The organism is Kitasatospora sp. NPDC001603 (assembly GCF_040298365.1).
Lineage (GTDB): Bacteria > Actinomycetota > Actinomycetes > Streptomycetales > Streptomycetaceae > Kitasatospora.
Window position 1 is genome coordinate 120833 of sequence record NZ_JBEPAA010000002.1, and the last position, 17179, is coordinate 138011.

17 protein-coding genes, 1 tRNA gene and 1 pseudogene are annotated in these 17179 nt (G+C 74.2%); 8 read left to right on the forward strand and 11 right to left on the reverse strand.

The window, feature by feature from the left end:
- Positions 1-90 precede the first annotated feature (90 nt).
- The 3 genes from ABT263_RS02110 to ABT263_RS02120 are packed head-to-tail and all read left to right on the forward strand — an operon-like array spanning position 91 to position 3661.
- Positions 91-1812 carry a bifunctional phosphatase PAP2/diacylglycerol kinase family protein gene (locus ABT263_RS02110; protein WP_352286569.1) on the forward strand — a complete coding sequence of 574 codons (1722 nt, stop codon included), beginning with the start codon at positions 91-93 and terminating at the stop codon, positions 1810-1812.
- Positions 1813-2784, forward strand: a complete 972-nt coding sequence (locus ABT263_RS02115; protein WP_352286570.1) for a YihY/virulence factor BrkB family protein — start codon at positions 1813-1815, stop codon at positions 2782-2784.
- 10 nt (positions 2785-2794) lie between these two features.
- Complete coding sequence (locus tag ABT263_RS02120) at positions 2795-3661, forward strand: phosphatase PAP2 family protein (RefSeq protein WP_352286572.1); 867 nt, start codon at positions 2795-2797, stop codon at positions 3659-3661.
- A gap of 81 nt (positions 3662-3742) precedes the next feature.
- Here the strand turns inward: ABT263_RS02120 and ABT263_RS02125 are convergent, their stop codons facing one another.
- Complete coding sequence (locus ABT263_RS02125; RefSeq protein WP_352286573.1) at positions 3743-4186, reverse strand: hypothetical protein; 444 nt, start codon at positions 4184-4186, stop codon at positions 3743-3745.
- Positions 4187-4324: 138 nt separating this feature from the next.
- On the opposite strand from ABT263_RS02125, the gene ABT263_RS02130 reads away from it, so the two are divergent.
- On the forward strand, positions 4325-4576 hold the full coding sequence (locus tag ABT263_RS02130; protein WP_352286574.1) for a hypothetical protein: 252 nt from the start codon (positions 4325-4327) through the stop codon (positions 4574-4576).
- Between the two features lie 81 nt (positions 4577-4657).
- Here ABT263_RS02130 and ABT263_RS02135 read toward each other — a convergent pair.
- From ABT263_RS02135 to ABT263_RS02150, 4 genes are all read right to left on the reverse strand, one after another.
- Positions 4658-4731: transfer RNA gene (locus tag ABT263_RS02135), tRNA-Met, on the reverse strand.
- A 145-nt stretch (positions 4732-4876) separates the two neighbouring features.
- Complete coding sequence (locus tag ABT263_RS02140; protein ID WP_352286575.1) at positions 4877-6511, reverse strand: ABC-F family ATP-binding cassette domain-containing protein; 1635 nt, start codon at positions 6509-6511, stop codon at positions 4877-4879.
- Between the two features lie 267 nt (positions 6512-6778).
- The gene (locus ABT263_RS02145; protein ID WP_329491987.1) at positions 6779-7267 is read right to left on the reverse strand and encodes a TetR/AcrR family transcriptional regulator; all 489 of its coding nucleotides are present in this window, start codon (positions 7265-7267) and stop codon (positions 6779-6781) included.
- Between the two features lie 166 nt (positions 7268-7433).
- Positions 7434-8495: an alpha/beta fold hydrolase gene (locus ABT263_RS02150; protein ID WP_352286576.1), complete on the reverse strand. Its 1062-nt coding sequence runs from the start codon at positions 8493-8495 to the stop codon at positions 7434-7436.
- A 354-nt stretch (positions 8496-8849) separates the two neighbouring features.
- Here ABT263_RS02150 and ABT263_RS02155 point away from each other — a divergent pair, with 354 nt between their 5' ends.
- Together ABT263_RS02155 and ABT263_RS02160 are read left to right on the forward strand one after the other, a co-directional pair.
- Positions 8850-10292 carry an aldehyde dehydrogenase gene (locus tag ABT263_RS02155; protein ID WP_352286577.1) on the forward strand — a complete coding sequence of 481 codons (1443 nt, stop codon included), beginning with the start codon at positions 8850-8852 and terminating at the stop codon, positions 10290-10292.
- An 85-nt stretch (positions 10293-10377) separates the two neighbouring features.
- Complete coding sequence (locus ABT263_RS02160; RefSeq protein ID WP_352286578.1) at positions 10378-10809, forward strand: GNAT family N-acetyltransferase; 432 nt, start codon at positions 10378-10380, stop codon at positions 10807-10809.
- Positions 10810-10879: 70 nt separating this feature from the next.
- On the opposite strand, the gene ABT263_RS02165 is transcribed toward ABT263_RS02160, so the two are convergent.
- The 3 genes from ABT263_RS02165 to ABT263_RS02175 all read right to left on the reverse strand — a co-directional run bounded on the left by ABT263_RS02165 (position 10880) and on the right by ABT263_RS02175 (position 14935).
- Entirely contained in the window at positions 10880-12493 is a 1614-nt protein-coding gene (locus tag ABT263_RS02165; protein WP_352286580.1) for an alpha/beta fold hydrolase, read from the reverse strand.
- 122 nt (positions 12494-12615) lie between these two features.
- Positions 12616-13539: a GNAT family N-acetyltransferase gene (locus tag ABT263_RS02170; protein WP_352286582.1), complete on the reverse strand. Its 924-nt coding sequence runs from the start codon at positions 13537-13539 to the stop codon at positions 12616-12618.
- 412 nt (positions 13540-13951) lie between these two features.
- Positions 13952-14935, reverse strand: coding sequence for a hypothetical protein (locus tag ABT263_RS02175; protein ID WP_352286584.1), 984 nt, complete (start codon positions 14933-14935; stop codon positions 13952-13954).
- Between the two features lie 131 nt (positions 14936-15066).
- Between ABT263_RS02175 and ABT263_RS02180 the strand changes: the two are divergent.
- Positions 15067-15442: pseudogene (locus ABT263_RS02180) on the forward strand (transposase); the annotation flags it as partial.
- Between the two features lie 6 nt (positions 15443-15448).
- Here the strand turns inward: ABT263_RS02180 and ABT263_RS02185 are convergent.
- Together ABT263_RS02185 and ABT263_RS02190 are read right to left on the reverse strand one after the other, a co-directional pair.
- Positions 15449-15739: a DUF2695 domain-containing protein gene (locus tag ABT263_RS02185; RefSeq protein ID WP_352286586.1), complete on the reverse strand. Its 291-nt coding sequence runs from the start codon at positions 15737-15739 to the stop codon at positions 15449-15451.
- Positions 15740-15899: 160 nt separating this feature from the next.
- Positions 15900-16349: a MarR family winged helix-turn-helix transcriptional regulator gene (locus ABT263_RS02190; protein WP_352286588.1), complete on the reverse strand. Its 450-nt coding sequence runs from the start codon at positions 16347-16349 to the stop codon at positions 15900-15902.
- A 123-nt stretch (positions 16350-16472) separates the two neighbouring features.
- Between ABT263_RS02190 and ABT263_RS02195 the strand changes: the two genes are divergently transcribed.
- On the forward strand, positions 16473-16874 hold the full coding sequence (locus ABT263_RS02195) for a nuclear transport factor 2 family protein (protein WP_352286590.1): 402 nt from the start codon (positions 16473-16475) through the stop codon (positions 16872-16874).
- A gap of 82 nt (positions 16875-16956) precedes the next feature.
- Here the strand turns inward: ABT263_RS02195 and ABT263_RS02200 are convergent, their stop codons facing one another.
- The gene (locus ABT263_RS02200) at positions 16957-17175 is read right to left on the reverse strand and encodes an FCD domain-containing protein (protein WP_352286591.1); all 219 of its coding nucleotides are present in this window, start codon (positions 17173-17175) and stop codon (positions 16957-16959) included.
- Positions 17176-17179: the final 4 nt, after the last annotated feature.

Consider the following 17179-nt stretch of genomic DNA (forward strand, 5'->3'; position numbering starts at 1 on the left):
GGCAGGCGGCGCATCCCGTCCGGAGGGCGCCGTCCGGAGGGGATGCGCCGGCCCGGCCATGAAACGGCGGTGTCCGGGCAGACGAATGGCGTGACCACAGGGGTAAGGCGTCCGCTCCGAACGATCGCACCGGCACTGCTCGCCCAGACGGTGCTCATGGTGCTGGCCGGTCTCACGATCACCCACCCGCCGCTGCACCTCTGGCGGCCGGGGGAGAACGCGCTGACCGACCGGCTCGCCGCGGGCCGGGTACCCGTCCTCGACACCGTCACCGCGTGGCTCTCGGTCCTCGCGAGCACCGGGGCCGTGATCGCCGTGGCGGGCGCCGCCGTGCTCGCGCTGCTGCTGGGCGCCCGGCGGTGGCGCGAGGCCGCCTTCCTCGGCGGCGCCGTCGCCGCCCAGTCCGCGGTCTTCCTGCTGGTCACCCTGTGCGTGGACCGGCCCCGGCCGACCGCGCCCCGGCTCGACGGCGCACCGCCGACCTCCAGCTTCCCGTCCGGCCACGTCGGCGCGGCGGTCGCGCTGTACGGCGCACTTGCCGTCCTCGCCGCCCTGCGTCTGCGGGGACCGCTCCGGCTGCCGCTGTGCGCCCTGGCGGCGCTGCTGCCGGTGCTGGTCGGGTTCAGCCGGCTGTACCGCGGCATGCACCACCCGACCGACGTGCTGGCCGGGCTGGTGAACGGCGGCGCCGTGCTCTGGATCATGTGGCGGGCTTTCCTCTCCGACCCTAGGGAGACCACCGTGGCAGCCGTACCCGATCACCCGTCCGCCGGCCGGGCGGTGGTGGTCTTCAACCCCGTCCTGGTCGACGAGGACACCCTCGACCGGATCGACCGCGTCCTCGCCGGCCACGGCTGGGCGGCGCCGACCAGAACCGCCACCAGCGAGGCCGACCCCGGCCGGGGCGCCGCGGCGGCCGCGGTCGCCGCCGGGGCCGACCTGGTGGTGGCCTGCGGCGGCGACGGCACCGTGACGGCGTGCTCGCACGCCCTCGCCGGTACGGGCGTCGCGCTGGCCATCGTCCCCTGCGGCACCGGGAACCTGCTCGCCCGCAACCTCGGCCTGCCGGCGGACCCGGCGCGGGCGCTGGCGGACGCCCTCGCCGGCGGGCCCCGCCGGATCGACCTCGCCACGGCCGACGGCGACGGCATCACCGCCACGGTGGTCAGCGCCATGGCGGGCATCGGCCTGGACGCCGCGGCGATGGCCGGCACCAGCCGCCGCGCGAAGAACCGCTGGGGCTGGCCCGCCTACGTGCCCCCGCTGCTCCGCCACCTCGGCGACCGCCGGATGCGGCTCACCGTCACCCTGGACGACGCGCGCCCCATCCACCGGCGGGCCGCGATGGCCGTGATCGGCAACGTCGGCGCACTCCAGGGCGGGATCCGGCTGCTGCCCGGCGCCCGGCCGGACGACGGCCTGCTCGACCTCGTCCTCGTCCACCCGCGCGGCCTCGCCGGCTGGCCGGCGGCGGCGGCGCGGCTGCTCACCGGGCGGACCGGCGCGGGGGGCGGGTCGGCGCCGTTCGAACACTTCCAGGCGCGCCGGATCCACCTCACCGCCGACCGGGACCAGCCGCGGGAGCTCGACGGGGAGTGCCTGCCGGCCGGCCGCACCCTGCGGCTGGCCGTCCGGCCCGGCGCCCTGCTGGTCCACACGCCGACGGCCGGCGGGCCCCCGGTCGGCGGGCCCCCGGGCGAAGGAGCCGCGGTCGACGGAGCCGCGGGCGACGGGGCTGCGGGCGACGGGGCTGCGGGCGACGGGTCCCACCCGGTCGGAGCCGATCCCGTCCCGGCCGAACGGAGCAGCTGAGTGGGAACCGCCACCCGCGTCGGCCCCCGCGGCCGCGAGCCCGAGGAGCTCTCCGCCGACGAGGCCGTCACGACACTGCGCGCGTACGGCCGGTGGCAGCTGCTCAGGGACGCCTTCCTGCGCTTCCGCTACGCCGACGGCTTCAGCCACGCCCGGGCCCTCGCCTTCCAGACCGTGCTCGCCCTCGTCCCGTTCGCGATCGCGGCGGTCGGCCTCTCGTCCGTGCTGCACACCCAGTGGCTCGGCCGGGTGACCGAGCTGACCATCGCCCGGCTCACCGCGGGCCCGAGTTCCGACCTGGTCGACCAGGTCCTGCGGAGCGGCCGCGAGCGCGCGGGGGACGGCGGGAGCGTCGCCCTGTGGGGCGGCGCCGTGTTCTCCCTCGTCAACGTCGCCACCGCGATGTGCCAGATCGAGCGCGGGGCCAACCGGATCTACGGCATCGAACGCGACCGGCCCTTCCACCGCAAGTACGCGCGCGGACTGCTGATGGCCGTGCTGGCCGGTCTGCCGCTCGGCCTCGGCTTCGTCCTGCTGGTGGCGGGCCGGGAGATCGCCGCGGCGGTCGTCGAGGCGGGCGGACCGGGAACCCATCGGGAGGCCCTCGTCTGGGCGGTCCTGCGGTGGCCGGCCGGCATCGTGCTCGCCCTGCTGTCCGCGAGCGTCATCTTCCACCGGGCACCGCGCCGCCGACAGCCCGGCCACACCTGGCTCGCCTTCGGCGCCGCCGTGTACCTGGTGCTGTGGGTCGGCCTGACCGCCCTGCTCGGCCTGTACCTGCGGCTGAGCAACTCGATCGACGCGGTGTACGGGCCGCTGAGCGTGATCATCTCGCTCCTGATGTGGGCCTACCTGACCGCGATCGCGCTCTTCCTCGGGATCGCCTTCGCCGCGCAGCTGGAGGCCGACCGGGCGGGCGTCGAGGAGCCGGTGCTGCCCGACCCCGAGGATGACTCCGCAGGTCGTGGGTAGACGAGCCGTGATGACAGCTGACCGGAGGCCGCACCGAAGCCCCGCCCGTACCCGGGTCCCCGCGCTGCGCCGGCTCTCCCGGCGCTGGCTCACCCGGCGCCGCTTCTCCCAGCGCCGGGCCGACCGGCGCTTCGGGGAGCGCCTGCTCGGGGCCGTCCTGGCGTTCGCCGTGGCGGCGGTGCCGGCCGCCGTCCTGCTGGTGCTGATCGAGGCCGGCTGGGAGCCGCTGCGCGAGCTGGACGCCGGCGCGGCGGTGCACCTGAACGAAGTCGTCCGGCACCACCCGCTCCTGCTGGAGACCACGCGGGTACTGAGCAACTGGGTCTGGGACCCGGTCACGATGCGCCTGCTGGTGGCGGCCACCGTCGGCTGGCTGCTGTGGCGGCGGGCCTGGCGGCTGGCCCTGTGGGCGGCCCTCACCGAGCTGGCCGCCGGTCTGACCGGCCTGCTGGTCAAGGTGACGGTGGCCCGGGTCCGGCCCCGGCTGCCCGATCCCGTCGCCCACGCGCCGGGCTTCTCCTTCCCGTCGGGGCACGCCATGACCGCCATGGCCTCGTGCGCGATCCTGCTGCTGGTGCTCCTGCCGGTCGTGCCCCGGCGGGCCCGCCCGGTGGCCTGGGCGATCGCCGCGGTGACCGTGCTCGGGACGGGTCTGACCAGGATCGCCCTCGGCGTGCACTGGGTCAGCGACGTCCTCGGCGGCTGGCTGCTCGGGTTCGCGCTGGTCGCTTCGACCGCCTGGGCGTTCGAGGCCTGGCGGCGGGAGAGCGGCCTCCGCACGCCGAGGCTCCCGGAGGGCCTGGAACCCGAACTCGCCACGGACGACGACCCCGGCCCGCGGCCGGCCGGCAGCCGCCCGCACCGACCGGTGGGGTGAGGCGCCGGCCGGCCGCCGGGGGCGGGCGGGAAGCCGGAGCGGCCCGCCGGTCGGACCGGCGGGCCGCCCCGGAGGCCGAGGTCAGAAGAGTTTCTTGAACAGGCGCGACGCTCCCTTGACCACCTTGTCGCCCCCGAGCTTCTTGGCCAGCGGCCAGCCGACGGTGCTCAACGTCAACCTGCCGACCGAGTGCATGAACTCCTTGCTGGTCCACCCGTACCCGTAGCCGGTCAACAGGACGTTGGCCACGCCGGCTTCCAGGGACATCCGCGTGAGCTGGGCCGACGCGGCGGGACCGATCACCGGGATGAACCGCGCGGGCAACGCCAGCATCCCGGTCACGGAACTCACCTGGCGGGTCGCGGCCGCGTACTGGCGGGCCAGGGCCCGGTAGTCCGGCGGGCCGGGGAGCTCGATGCCGCCGTTGGGCCTGGGCAGCGGCGTGACGCTGTCGTTGCGCGGGTGGTCCGCCGGGTTGACGTTGTTCGCGGCGACCTGCCGGGCCTGCTCCGCGGCCCTGGCCACCTCCTGGGTCTGCTCCTGCGCGGTCTTCCGGACGCGATCTTCAAGGAGCGCGGGATCAGGCTCAAGCGGGGCGACGGACACATCACCCTCGCCACCTGCGACAGCGCGCCCGGCCTGCTGGAGGTCACCGCCCGGGCCATGCAGACGACCGACCCCGTCGGCCACGGCCGCTTCTGCTTCAAGGTCACCGGCGCCCCCGGTTACCTCGGCCTCGAACTCCCCGCCGTGTACGGGGCGAAGGGGAACGACTACGCGGTGAGCGTCCACATGGTGACGGGCACCGAGGCCAAGTCCTTCGACCTGCAGAAGAACAAGTGGACGCCGGTCGGCGAGACCGCCGATCCGCAGGAACGCGACTTCACGCTGCTGGAGATCGTCGCCAAGGCCTGAGCGTCCGGCGGATCGGGCACCGGGTGAACGAACAAGGCCCGGGGCCGGCGCACACTGTGCGCCGACCCCGGGCCTTCGTCGTAGCGGGGACAGGATTTGAACCTGCGACCTCTGGGTTATGAGCCCAGCGAGCTACCGAGCTGCTCCACCCCGCGTCGGTGAACCCGACTGTACGCCATGACGGGGGCGTGGGCGAAATCAGCGGCAGCGACCGGGCGGGCGCGGCGCAGCCGTGCGGCCCGGGGGCCTCGCGGGCCCGGCCGGCGCCGTCCCTCCGCGCCGGCCGGACCTGAACGGCGCTCACGCCTCGGGCGCGGCCACCTCCTCCAGCGTGCCGCCGGCCAGTCGCAGCCACCGGTCCACCCCGATGCCGGCCAGGAAGCGCTCGTCGTGGCTGACCACGACGAAGGCGCCCTGGTAGGAGGTGAGGGCGCTTTCGAGCTGTCCGACGCTCACCAGGTCGAGGTTGTTGGTCGGCTCGTCGAGGAGGAGCAACTGGGGCGCGGGGTCGCCGCACAGCACACAGGCCAGGGTGGCGCGCAGCCGCTCGCCGCCCGAGAGCACACCGACCGGGAGGTGGGCGCGGGCGCCGCGGAAGAGGAAGCGGGCGAGCACGTTCATCCGCTCGGGCGCCGGCAGCTCCGGTGCGGCCGCCGCGAAGTTGTCCGCCACGCTGCGGTCCGGGTCCAACAGGTCCAGCCGCTGGGAGAGGTAGGCGACCCGGCCGTCCGAGCGCCTGAGCCGTCCGCCGTCGGGGGCGAGGTCCCCGACCAGCAGGCGCAGGAGGGTGGTCTTGCCGGTTCCGTTCGGTCCGAGCAGGGCGATCCGCTCGGGCCCGCGGACGGTCAGATCGACGCCGCCACCAGCGAACAGGGGCGTGCCGCCGCGCAGCACCTGGAGGTTCTCGCCGACGAAGAGGTCGCGCCCGCTCGGCACCCGGGTGCCGGACAGGTCCAGGGTCAGGCGCTGGTCGTCGCGCAGGGCGCGCTCGGCCTCGTCGAGCCGGGCCCTGGCCTCGCCGAGGCGGGCCGCGTGGACCTGGCCGGCGCGTCCTGCGGACTCCTGGGCGCCGCGCTTCATGGTCCCGGCGAAGATGCGGGGCAGACCGGCGTTCTTGAGGTTGCGGCCGGCGTTGCTCGCCCGGCGGTCGGCGCGCTCCCGGGCCTGCTGCAACTCCCGCTTCTCCCGCTTGAGTTCCTGTTCGGCGTTGCGGATGTTCTTGGCCGCGACCTCGCGCCCGGCCTCCGCGGCCTGCTCGTAGGCGGTGAAGTTGCCGCCGAACAGCCGCAGTTCGCCGGAGTCGAGCTCGGCGATCCGGTCCATCCGGTCGAGCAGCGCACGGTCGTGGCTGACCAGCAGCAGGCAGCCGGGGAAGTCCTCCAGGACGCCGTGGAGCCGGTGGCGGGCGGCGAGGTCGAGGTTGTTGGTGGGTTCGTCGAGCAGCAGCACGTCGGGCCGCTTGAGCAGTTGCGCCGCGAGGCCGAGCTGGACGATCTGGCCGCCGCTGAGGGTGCCCAGCCGTCGGTCCAGGCCGACGCCGGCCAGGCCGAGACGTTCGAGCTGGGCGAGGCTGCGCTCCTCGACGTCCCAGTCGTCGCCGATGGCGGTGAAGTGCTCCTCGGCCACGTCACCGGACTCCATCGCGTCGATGGCGCGGATCACCCCGGCGACGTCGAGGACGTCGGCGACCGCGAGGTCCGCCGTCAGCGGGAGGTCCTGCGGCAGGTAGCCGGGCGTGCCGCTGACGGTCAACGATCCTGCGGAGGGCGTCAGTTGACCGGCGATGAGCTTGAGCAGCGTGCTCTTGCCCGCGCCGTTGGGAGCGACCAGACCGGTGCGGCCGGTGCCGAGGGCGAAGGAGAGGTCGTGGAAGACGGGGGTGTCGTCGGGCCAGGAGAAGGAGAGCTGGGAGCAGACGATGGACGCATCGGACATGAGGACAACCCGGAGGATGGGCAGGCGGAGACACCTCGGCCTGCGAGCAGACAGGGGGAAGGGGAACGACGAACGAAGCCGTTGGCCCGGGGCACCGATGCCCGCCGACGGCTTCAGGACCGGGTCTCACCCGGAGATGTCGTCGTCACCCGCCATGTCTGCTCCACGCTTTCCGTCAGATGGGTTTTCCGCCGTCGAGCATAGCACCGTGTGTGGGCGATCGGTCGGGGCCGGCCTGCGGGGGGCCGGCGCGCCGGGCCGGGCGCGTCACGGCGCGCCGGCCCCCCGCAGCAGGGTGTCGACCACCAGGTCGGCCGCCGGTCCGGCGGCCAGGTCGGGCGCCTGACGTGTCACCAGGTGCACGAGCTGGGGCAGCAGGGCGGCGACCCAGCCCTCGGGGAGGCCGGGGCGCAGCAGCCCTTCGGTGACGGCGCGTCGGAGGAAGTCCCCGACCTCGGCGACGGAGCTGTCGCGGCGCCTGCGGGTTTCCTCGTCGGCGAGCATCCGGGCCAGGTCCACCGGCCAGGCGCGGTTGACCTCGATGACGTTCTCCACGTAGCGGTGCAGGGCCACGGCGACGGGGGCCTCGCGCAGGCGGGCGTCGGCGATGGCCCGCTCGACGGCGTCCAGGCGGGCGGAGTGGATCGCGGTGAGGAGTTCCTCGCGGGAGCTGAAGCGCCGGTAGACGGTCCGCCGGTCCACCCCCGCCTCGGCGGCGATGCTCGCGATGCTCGCGCCCGGGTCGGCGGCCAGCATCCGCGCTCCCGTCGTCAGGACGGCTTCGATGTTCCGCGCGGCGTCAGCTCTCACGGGGGGAGTTTAGCGGCGGTGTGCAGCTTCGGCTCGCGACCACCTCGTCGCTGTGTCAGTAGTGCGGGTACCTGCGCCGGGAGGGGGCCGGTCCCCTCCCGGCGGCGCGCCTTCAGAAGTGGTCCACGTCCACGACGGCCTGGGCGAACGCGGTCGGCGCCTCCTGAGGCAGGTTGTGGCCGATGCCGCCGAGCGTCCGGTGCTCGTACTTCCCGGTGAACATGGCCCGGTACGAGGCGCCGTCGCCGGGAGCGGTGAACGGGTCCAGCGCGGGGTCGAGGGTGATCGTCGGCACCCCGATGGTCGGCTTCAGGGCCAGCCGGTCCTCGTAGCGGTCGTAGCGGCGCTCCCCGTCGGCGACGCTGAGCCGCCAGCGGTAGTTGTGGATCACGACCGCGGCGTAGTCGGGGTTCTCGAAGGCGGCCTCCGTGCGCTCGAAGGTCGCGTCGTCGAACTTCCAGGTGGGGGAGACCTGCTGCCAGACGAAGCGGGTCAGATCGTGGCGCAGGCCCTTGTCCTCCATGGCCTTCCTGCCGCGTTCGGTGGCGAAGTAGTACTGGTACCACCAGGTGTGCTCGCCCGCCGGCGCGATCGGGTCCAGCTGTGCCCGGCGGTTGGTGATGAGGTAGCCGCTCACCGACACCAGGGCCTTGACCCGTTCGGGCCACAGGGCCGCGAGGACGTCCCCGGTCCGGGACCCCCAGTCGAACCCGGCCACCACGGCGCGGTCGATCCGGAGGGTGTCCAGCAGGGCGACGACGTCCATCGCGATGGCGGCCTGCTGGCCGTTGCGGAAGGTCCGGGGCGACAGGAACCGGGTGGTGCCGTGTCCGCGCAGGTAGGGGACGATCACGCGGTACCCGAGGCCGGCCAGGAGCGGCGCGACGTCGACGTAGCTGTGGATGTCGTACGGCCAGCCGTGCAGGCAGAGCACGACCGGTCCGTGCGCCGGGCCGAGTTCGGCGTATCCCACGTTCAGCAGCCCGGCCTCGACCTGCTTCAGCCGCGGGAAGGACGTGTGCGTGCCCGGGGTGATCGTGGGCACGACCGGGGCCGCGCCGGGGCCGCCGGGGACGGGCGCGGCGTCGGCCGTGCCCGGCAGGGTGGCCATCGAGACCGCGGCCGCACCGGCACCCAGTCCCAGGGCCCTGTTGAAGCTACGCCTGTCGATCATGTTGAGCCTTCCGTGTGACGCGGATGTGTCCCCGGACGGGGCGGGTGTCCGTCCTGCCCGGCGCACCGCACTCTTCCGTTCCCGGCGGGCCGGCACATCAGTCAGTTGACGGTCTGGGCGGCGGCCGCGACGCGCCCCGCCGGGCGTGTCCGGGTCCGCAGTCGAATGACTGATGCCGCGCGCCGACGCCGTGCGGAACCGTCGTGACGGGGCGAGGCCCCCCGGTCCGCGCGGCATCGGACCTCGGCGGTCGGACGGACCGCCGGCACCGCACCACCATCAGATGCCACGACATCGAGTTGCATCAGCAAGTAAGTGCTACTGTCGAGTGACAGATAGCGAGGGAGTGGAAGCGTGATCGTCTATGACCGGCTCTTCATCGCAGGCGCCTGGACCGAGCCGAGTGAGGCCGCCCTGCTCGACATCCGGTCCCCGCACGACCGGACGGTGATCGGCCGCGCCGCACAGGCCCGGCGGGCGGACGTCGACCGTGCGGTGGCGGCGGCCCGGGCCGCGTTCGCCGAGGGCACCTGGCGCGACACCCCGCCGCCGGAGCGCGTGGCGGTGCTGCGGCGCTTCAACGCGCTGCGCGAGCGGCAGGCGGAGCGGATCGCTGCCCTGATCGCCGCCGAGAACGGGTCCGCGGGCTGGTTCACCCGGGCCGGCCAGCCGGGCCTGACCCGCCAGGCCAACGCCTACCTGAAGGCGGCGGAGGAGTTCGGGTGGGAGGAGACCCTGCCGCCCTCCGACCCGGCCTCGCCGGTGCGGAGCGTGGTCCGTCGTGAGGCCGTCGGCGTGGTGGCCGCCGTGATCCCGTGGAACTCGCCCTTCTCCTCCGCGACCACGAAGATCATCCCGGCGCTGCTCGCCGGCAACTCGGTGGTCCTGAAGGTCTCGCCGGAGAACTCGCTCAGCATGGGCCTCCTCGCCGACCTGCTGGCCCAGGTGGGGCTGCCCGCCGGGGTGATCAGCGTGCTGCCCGCCGACCGCGAGACCAGCGAGTACCTGGTCTCCCACCCCGAGGTCGACAAGATCGCCTTCACCGGCTCGACCCCGGCCGGCCGGCGGATCGCCGCGATCGCGGGTGAGCAGCTCAAGCGGGTCAGCCTGGAGCTGGGCGGCAAGTCCGCGGCCGTCATCCTGGCCGACGCCGACATCCACCGGGCGGTGCAGGGGCTGAAGTTCTCCTCCCTGCTCAACAACGGCGAGTCCTGCATCGCCCAGACCCGCGTCCTGGCCCCGCGCAGCCGCTACGAGGAGGTGGTCGCGGAACTCAAGGCGCTCGTCGAGTCCCTGAAGGTCGGTGACCCGGCGGACCCGGACACCTTCATCGGACCGATGATCCGCCCCGACCAGCAGGAGCGCGTCCGCCGGTACATCGCGATCGGCATCGAGGAGGGCGCCCGCCTCGTCACCGGCGGCCCCGAGGTCCCGGCGGGGCTGGAGGGCGGCAACTACGTGACCCCCACCCTCTTCGCCGACGTGGACAACGCCATGCGCATCGCCCAGGAGGAGATCTTCGGCCCCGTCCTGGTGGTCATCCCCTACGAGGACGAGGACGACGCCGTCCGCATCGCCAACGACTCCGAGTACGGCCTGTCGGGCGGCGTCTGGTCCGCCGACGAGGAGCACGCCCTGGCGGTCGCCCGCCGGATCCGGACCGGCACGGTGACCGTGAACGGGGCCGGTGTCGGCTTCGACGGCCCCTTCGGCGGCTTCAAGGCCAGCGGCATCGGCCGCGAGTTCGGCGCCGTCGGCCTCGGCACCTACACCGAGTACAAGACCATCACCCTCTGACGCGCGCCCGCGCGGCGGTGGCCGGACGCCCGGCCGCCGGGCCCGCACCTGGAACGGTGGGGGCCCGGCCTGGTTGGATTCCGGTATGACGAATGACCTCTCCGACGGCTACGAGATCTCGACGGACCCGGCGCGCCTCGATGCCGAACTGATCCACCGGTGGCTGTCCCAGGACGCCTACTGGGCACGCGGCCGCCCCCGGGAGAAGCAGGACACCGCGATCGCCGCCTCCCTCAACTTCGGCGTCTACGACCGGGCTGCGGGTACCCAGCTCGGCTACGCGCGGGTGGTCACCGACCGGACCACCTTCGCCTGGCTCTGCGACGTGTACATCGAGCCCTCGGCCCGTGGCAGGGGGCTCGGCACGGCCCTGGCCGCCGCCGTCCGCGACCACCTCGCCCCCTACGGGCTGCGCCGCGTCATGCTGGCCACGGCGGACGCCCACGAGGTCTACGCCAAGGCGGGGTTCGTGCCGATGGAGAAGCCGGAGAAGTGGATGGTCCTCGGCGAGGAGTGAGAGCGCCGCGGGGCGGGGAGCACCCACAAGGCTCCGGCCGTCCCGGGGTGGGGACGGCCGGAGCGGCGCGCTACTTCGCGCAGGTCCGGTCGCCCTTCGGCAGCCGGCCCCCCGCCAGATAGGCGTTGACCGTGTCGTCCACGCAGGCGTTGCCGTACATGCCGTACAGCCCATGCCGGTTGGCGCCCTCCAGGGTCAGCAGCCGGGAGGCGGGCAGCAGGCCGTGCAGCGCGACGCTGTCCCGGTAGGTGGTGCGCGGGTCGCCGGTGGCGGCGACTATCAGCACCTCGGCGTCGCGCCGCACCTCGGTGCGGGCCTCGCGCGGGCGGTCCCAGAAGGCACACGGGTTGATGTTGTTGACCAGCGGGCCGAACAGCGGGTGCTCGGCCCGGCTGCGCTCGATCTCCCGCCAGTACGCCTCGGGGTCGCGCGGCGCCGGGGCGTCCGCGCACAGGATCGCCTGCTGGGAGCTGCCGGTGGGCGACGCCTCTTCGCTGAACGCGAACCGGAGGACGGCGGTGAAGGCCGCCGACGGCAGGGCCGGCCGCCCCGCCGCCGCCTCGCCGAGCACCGCGACCTGCTCGGCCAGGTTCGCGCGTGCGGCGTCGGTGTCGTCCGCGAGTCCGGCGAAGACCAGGAGCGGCACCCGGGTGTCGTCCAGTCGGAAGGTGTCGGCGCCGCTGCCGACGGTCAGCGGGGCCCGCGCCGACGCCTCGACGAGCCGCCGGATGCCCGCCGTCACCTCCTCGGCGGTCCGGCCGAGCCGGTAGGTGTCGTGGCGGCCCGCCGCCCAGGCCGCCCAGTCGGCGAGCGCCTGCTCGTTCTCCGCCAGCAGGCGGGGGAGCATCACCGGCCCGTAGGAGCGCGGGTCGAGCGCCCCGTCGAGGACCACCCGGTCGTAGCGGCCGGGGAACATCTGGGTGTAGACCGTGCCCAGGTACGTCCCGTACGAGACCCCCAGGTAGGAGATCCTCCGCTCGCCGAGCGCGCCGCGGATCACGTCCATGTCGCGGGCCGTGTTGCGCGTGCTGGCGTGCGGCAGCAGCGGTCCGGCCGCCGCCCGGCACTTGGCGGCGAGGTCCTTCTGGAGAACGACCTGCCGGTCGAAGCTCGCCCGGCCGAGCCCGGCCGAGACGAGGTTGGTGCCGATCGGCCAGCCGCAGTCCAGCGGGGTGCTGCGGCCGACGAAGCGCGGGTCCATGCCGATGATGTCGTAGCGGCCGGCGGTCTCCTTGAGCGCCGTGTGGACGCGCGGCGGGGTCCCGAGGGTCTCACCGCCCGGGCCGCCGTCGTTGAGCAGCAGCGGACCGATCCGGTGGCGGGTGTCGGTGGCCTTGATCCGGGAGATCGCGACGGTGATCGTACGGCCCCGGGGGTCGCCGTAGTCGAGCGGCACGGTGACGTCGGCGCAGGTCGCGCCCGCCTCCTCCAGGCCCGCGCCGACCTGGTCGTCCGGGCCCTGGACGCAGCTGCGCCAGTCGAGGGGCTGGTGGTAGAAGCGCTCCAGGCCCCGGGGGGTGGAGGCGGCGCTGTCGGCGGAGGCGGACGCCGCCCCGGCGGCGGGGGCGGTCACGGCGGACGCCACCGTCAGGCAGGCGGCGAGGGCGAGGCCCGCCGCCGTGGCCCGGCGGGCGACCGGCCGTGCCACGGCGGCCGGACCGAAGGGAAGCTGATGAGCTGTCATGTGACCAACGCTAGGAACCTGGCGGCCGAAGATCACGGCAGCACGCCCCCGGACCCGCCCGGGGGACAGCCCCCGCCGCCGCCTTCCCTTTCGGGCAGGAGCACCGGCCGTCGGCCGCCCGGTCAGGAGTCCCGGCGGAGGCGGGTGACCATGGTCAGCGCGTCCTCGCCCTCGCGCGGGTCGTGCACGCGGAAGCCCTCGCGCTCGTACAGCCGGAGGGCGGGGTTGTCCCGCTCGACGCTCAGCGAGACGCGGTCGACGCCGGCCTCGGCGGCGGTCCGCAGCAGACGCCTGATCAGCAGGGTTCCGATGCCCCGGCCACACTGGGCGGCGGTGATGCCGATGCTCAGCTCCGGCACGGCCGGGTCGACGAAGCCGTAGCCGGGGTCCTCCGCCGGGAGGTACCGCAGCCACGCGGCGCCGACCGGGAGCGGCTGCCACCCGGTGGCCTCCCCGGTCGAGAGGGCCACGATGCCCAGGTCGCCCCGACCGGGCCAGCCGTCCACGTAGTGGGCGTTGCGCGGGTCGGAGAGCACCGCCTCGCGCGAGACATCCCGGCCGGGTGCCCAGTTGACGGCGGCGACCACCAGGTCGCGGAGGAACTCGGCGTCGTCGGCGAGCGCGAACCGCGTGTGGATGTCGGACGGGCCCCCGTCGGGGTAGATGTCGTCCTCCCTGCCTTCGGGGGCGATCTGCCGCAGCCTCGGGCCGTGGAACATCCAGACCCGGAAGTAGGACTGCTCCTGGTCCATCACGAACAGCTGCACCAACTCCGGGTGGACCCACGGGACGCGCTCGACATGGGCGACCAGTCCGGCGAGGTCCGCGTGGTTGAGCGCACCGGCGAAGACCTCGCACTCCGGGTACTTGCCGCCGCCCCAGTGCGTGTCGCTCCCGGTCGTCTCGTTCAGCGACCCGACCCACCCGACGGCGCCCGGTTCGTAGCCGCGTCGCGGGGCGGACGTCCGCAACCACTGGCTCAGCGCTTCGACGGCCGGCCGGTCGGTGAACTCGACGGAGATCATGATGTTGGCCACGTGACTCACGCCGGAAGTCAACACGACCACTGATCGACCTGCCACCGAGTTCCCGCGTGGTGGGGCACCGCCGACGGTCGGGCGGTCTCCGACCCCGGCGCGGCGGCAGCGGTCCCTGCGGGATGCTCCGCACATGCGGGTGCTGCTCGACGGGCGCCGCGCCCGTCTCCCGGATGCTGCCGCACTCCGACGTCCGTACTCCGACTTCCAGGTCGGACCGGACCGGTCGGTGTCCGTCGAGGCGGGCGATCGGCTCTCGTACGAGGAGGGCGACATCGTGTCACCCGCCCCGGCGGTGGGTGGCAGCGGCCCCGGGCGGGCGACAGCTACCGGATCTGCCGCTGAACCGTTCGCGGCCCCGCTCCGGGAGGACCGGCTCCGCCGCGTGCCCGCCTGTGGGGCACCGGGTGACCGGCGGCGCTCAGCCCGGCTGTTGGTCGTCGTCGCTCTGCGACACCCGCAGGCGCTCGGCCGCCTCCTGGAGGGCTTCGTGGGCCTTGGCGGCCCGGTCGTCGGCGGTGCGCGCCGCGTCCTCGGCGGATCGCGCCTGCTTCTCGGCGCGCGTGAGGCGCTCCCGGGCGAGGGCTTCGCGGTCCTGCGCCTCGGCAAGCGCGGCCCTGGCCTGCCCGGCTTCGGTCTCCGCCCGTCGGCGGGCCGACTCCGCCTCGTCGAGGGCCCGAGCGGCGTCCGCGGCCCGGGCATCGGCCGTGTCCGCGGCCCGTTCCGCGCCGGCCAAGGCCTTGCGGGCCTGTTCCTGTTCGCGCCGGCGCCGCCGTTCGGCCGCGGCCTGTGCCTTCGTGGGGCGCGAGTCGCGCGCCGACACGGGGGACGTTTCGGCGGCCTTCTTCGTCGCGGCCCCGGTCCCCGGCTTCCGGCTCCCCGGCTTCCCGGCGCCCGGCTTCCCGCTGTCCGGCTTCCCGGCGCCCGGCCACAGCACCGGGTCCAGCGGAGCCGTCAGCCGCCCCGCCGCGAGGGCGCGGGCGGCGTCCGGGTCCGCCAGCGCGGCGCCCAGCGTCCGGTCCACCTCGGCGACGGCGTCGGCGCCGAGCGGGTGTCCGGCCTCCGCCGCGTCGCGCTCGGCCTGCCCGGTCAGCGCCCGCACCAGCTGCCGCCGCTGCTCGGTGAGCGTGCGCAACTGCTCCCCGGCGAGGTGCTCCTGGGCGTCGCGCAGTGCCTGCCCGAGGTCCAGCAGCTGCCCGACGAGGTCGCCGTGCCGGTGGGCGAGGAGGTTGGCGGCCCAGGCGGCCTGGGTGGGGCGGCGCAGCGCACGGACCTGCTGGGCGAGCTGCGGGTCGGTCTTCTTCAGGGCGTCCGCGTGCCGGTTCCGGGCCGCCGTGAAGTCCTGCGGGGCGAGGGTGTGGAGCTCGTCCGCGATCGCGTCGAAGTCGGGTTCGTTGCCGGCCATCGTTCGGGACCCTACGGGCGCGGGCCGCTCCGGCCCGGTACGACTCGCCCGGTCGGGCACGGTCGACACCGCCGGCCGCCGGCCGGGTCGTCGGCAGTGGACCGAGCGCGGCCGCCAGCAAGAGGACCCGCCACATCAAGAAGACCAAGAACCGCACCAAGTTCCTGGGGTTCTGCCGCTTCCTGCGCTCACTGCATCCGGCGGGCGTGCGGATCGCGATCGTCTGTGACAACTCCTTGCCGCACCTGACGACGAGGCGGTGGCAGCGGGTCAGGACATGGGCGGCCGCGACCAACCTGGAGATCGCCTACACCCCGACCAACAGCTCCTTGCTCAACCGGGTCGAGGCCCAGTCCACCACCCTGCGCTACTTCGCCCTCGACGGCACCGACCACGCCAGCCACAAGGCCCAGGGGCAGCATGATCCGCCGCTGCATCATCTGGCGGAACAAGCACGCCACCGACGAACGCCTACGCGAGGTCGTCACCAGGGCGAACGTCGCCTGAGCGGCATCAGACCCGTTCGTCTGGATCCACGTTCGCGAGCACCTCGCAGTCGCAACCGCCGCCATCGGCCAGCAGGCCCGCTTCCAGCTCGGACCACGCCACTGAACTGGAGTCGGCCCAGGACCGGGAGTGCCTCAGCGTGTGATCACATCCGGCCTCCGCGAGACGCTCTTCGACGTGACCGAGGAGGTCGTCGAGCTGTTCACGGTCGATGCCGAGAAGGTTCCACTCATCACGCTTGCGCTCTGCCTTGTAGGCGTCGCGAAGGATCCGCCGTCGTTCCCTCTCCGAAGACATCTGCGCAACTCGTTTCTCATCAGACCAGCTGGAGCCCCAACCCTAAGGCCGTCGACACCTGAGCCCGTAGCCGGGACGGAATCACGATGTCGTCCTCTGAACAGGGCGAAGGTTGTCCTGATGCGGCACTGTCCGTACCCCGGCCGGTGCCCCGGCCGCGTCACTCCGGTCGGAGCAGGCTGCCCGTGACGAAGCGGTGGAAGCCGCGGGCGAAGGCCCGGGCCTCGTCGGCGGGCCAGTCGGCCAGCGAGGCCTCGATGTGGGCGGCGAGGCGCTCGCGCGTGGTCCGGATGACGCGCTCGCCGGCGTCGGTGAGGGTCAGCAGCGTCGCGCGCCCGTCGTCGGGGTCGGGGACGCGGCGCAGCAGGCCGCCTTCTTCGAGGCGGCTGGCGCGGCGGGTGACGCCCGAGCGGTCGAGGCCGATCTCCTCGGCGAGTCTGGCGGCGCTGCACGGCCCGGTGCGGGCGAGCGCGCTGAGGACGGGGTAGGTGACGGCGTCCAGCGCCCCGTCCAGGCCGCTGGTCAGGAGCTCGTAGAGGTGTGTGCGGGAGCTGCGTCGGAGGACGACGGCAAGTGCGTCGGCGATCTCGTGTCCCACGTCGTTCGGCATGCGTCCAAGAATAGCGTGCGCAACGCACGCACCGTGGGGTACTGTTCAGATGCGTGCTCGACGCACGCAAAGTCTCGTCACTCCGACGCTCACGCGTCACTCCGACGCCCAAGGGGACCCGTCATGACCACCGCCACGCGGACCGACATCGCCACCGCGCTCACCGACCTGCTCTTCACCCCCGGGCTCGACCTGGCCGAGGCCGTCGACCGGCACTTCGCCCCGGACTACCGCCAGCGCACCGACGGCAGCTGGGCGGACCGGGCGGAGTTCACCGCCCACATCGCCCACCTGCGCGAGGTCGTCGCGAGCGGCCGCGTCGAGGTCCTCGACGAGCTGGTCCAGGGGGACCGCTACGCCGACCGCCACGTGGTCGACGTCACCAAGACCGACGGCTCCACCGTGCGCATGGAGGTGTACGTGTTCGCCGAGTTCTCCCCCGACGGCCGGTTCCGCCGCCTGGAGGAGACCACCCTGATGCTCCGGGGCGGCGAGGAGGACCGCGACCTCGGCAGCGCCCGCTGACCGACGACGACCCGGCCCCGCCCTGCCACCCCGCCGAGCGCGGCGGGGCGGAAGGGCGGGGCCGCCGTCCGTCCGGGGCCGCTCAGTCCTCCTCGGCCACCTCGTGGTCGGCCTGCGAGCCGATGTGGGCCCGCGCGGCCCGCTCGGCCGCCTCCGGGTCCCCGCTGCGCAGCGCGGCGGTGATCGTGTCGTGCTCCTCGAGGACGGCCTTCCAGTTGTGGAGGACCGGACGACGGTCCCGCCACAGGCGGTTCCGCCGGGCGGTCGTCGGCGCGGGAACCGCCCGCCGGGGCTTCGGCACGGAC

What these genes read in the sequence shown, in the direction of transcription:
- ABT263_RS02120 (WP_352286572.1), top strand. Translation starts at nt 2,795, where the DNA reads ATGACAGCTGACCGGAGGCCGCACCGAAGCCCCGCCCGTACCCGGGTC.
- ABT263_RS02130 (WP_352286574.1), top strand. Translation starts at nt 4,325, where the DNA reads ATGCAGACGACCGACCCCGTCGGCCACGGCCGCTTCTGCTTCAAGGTC.
- ABT263_RS02140 (WP_352286575.1), bottom strand. Translation starts at nt 6,511, where the DNA reads ATGTCCGATGCGTCCATCGTCTGCTCCCAGCTCTCCTTCTCCTGGCCC.
- ABT263_RS02145 (WP_329491987.1), bottom strand. Translation starts at nt 7,267, where the DNA reads ATGCTGGCCGCCGACCCGGGCGCGAGCATCGCGAGCATCGCCGCCGAG.
- ABT263_RS02150 (WP_352286576.1), bottom strand. Translation starts at nt 8,495, where the DNA reads ATGATCGACAGGCGTAGCTTCAACAGGGCCCTGGGACTGGGTGCCGGT.
- ABT263_RS02160 (WP_352286578.1), top strand. Translation starts at nt 10,378, where the DNA reads ATGACGAATGACCTCTCCGACGGCTACGAGATCTCGACGGACCCGGCG.
- ABT263_RS02165 (WP_352286580.1), bottom strand. Translation starts at nt 12,493, where the DNA reads ATGACAGCTCATCAGCTTCCCTTCGGTCCGGCCGCCGTGGCACGGCCG.
- ABT263_RS02175 (WP_352286584.1), bottom strand. Translation starts at nt 14,935, where the DNA reads ATGGCCGGCAACGAACCCGACTTCGACGCGATCGCGGACGAGCTCCAC.
- ABT263_RS02185 (WP_352286586.1), bottom strand. Translation starts at nt 15,739, where the DNA reads ATGTCTTCGGAGAGGGAACGACGGCGGATCCTTCGCGACGCCTACAAG.
- ABT263_RS02190 (WP_352286588.1), bottom strand. Translation starts at nt 16,349, where the DNA reads ATGCCGAACGACGTGGGACACGAGATCGCCGACGCACTTGCCGTCGTC.
- ABT263_RS02195 (WP_352286590.1), top strand. Translation starts at nt 16,473, where the DNA reads ATGACCACCGCCACGCGGACCGACATCGCCACCGCGCTCACCGACCTG.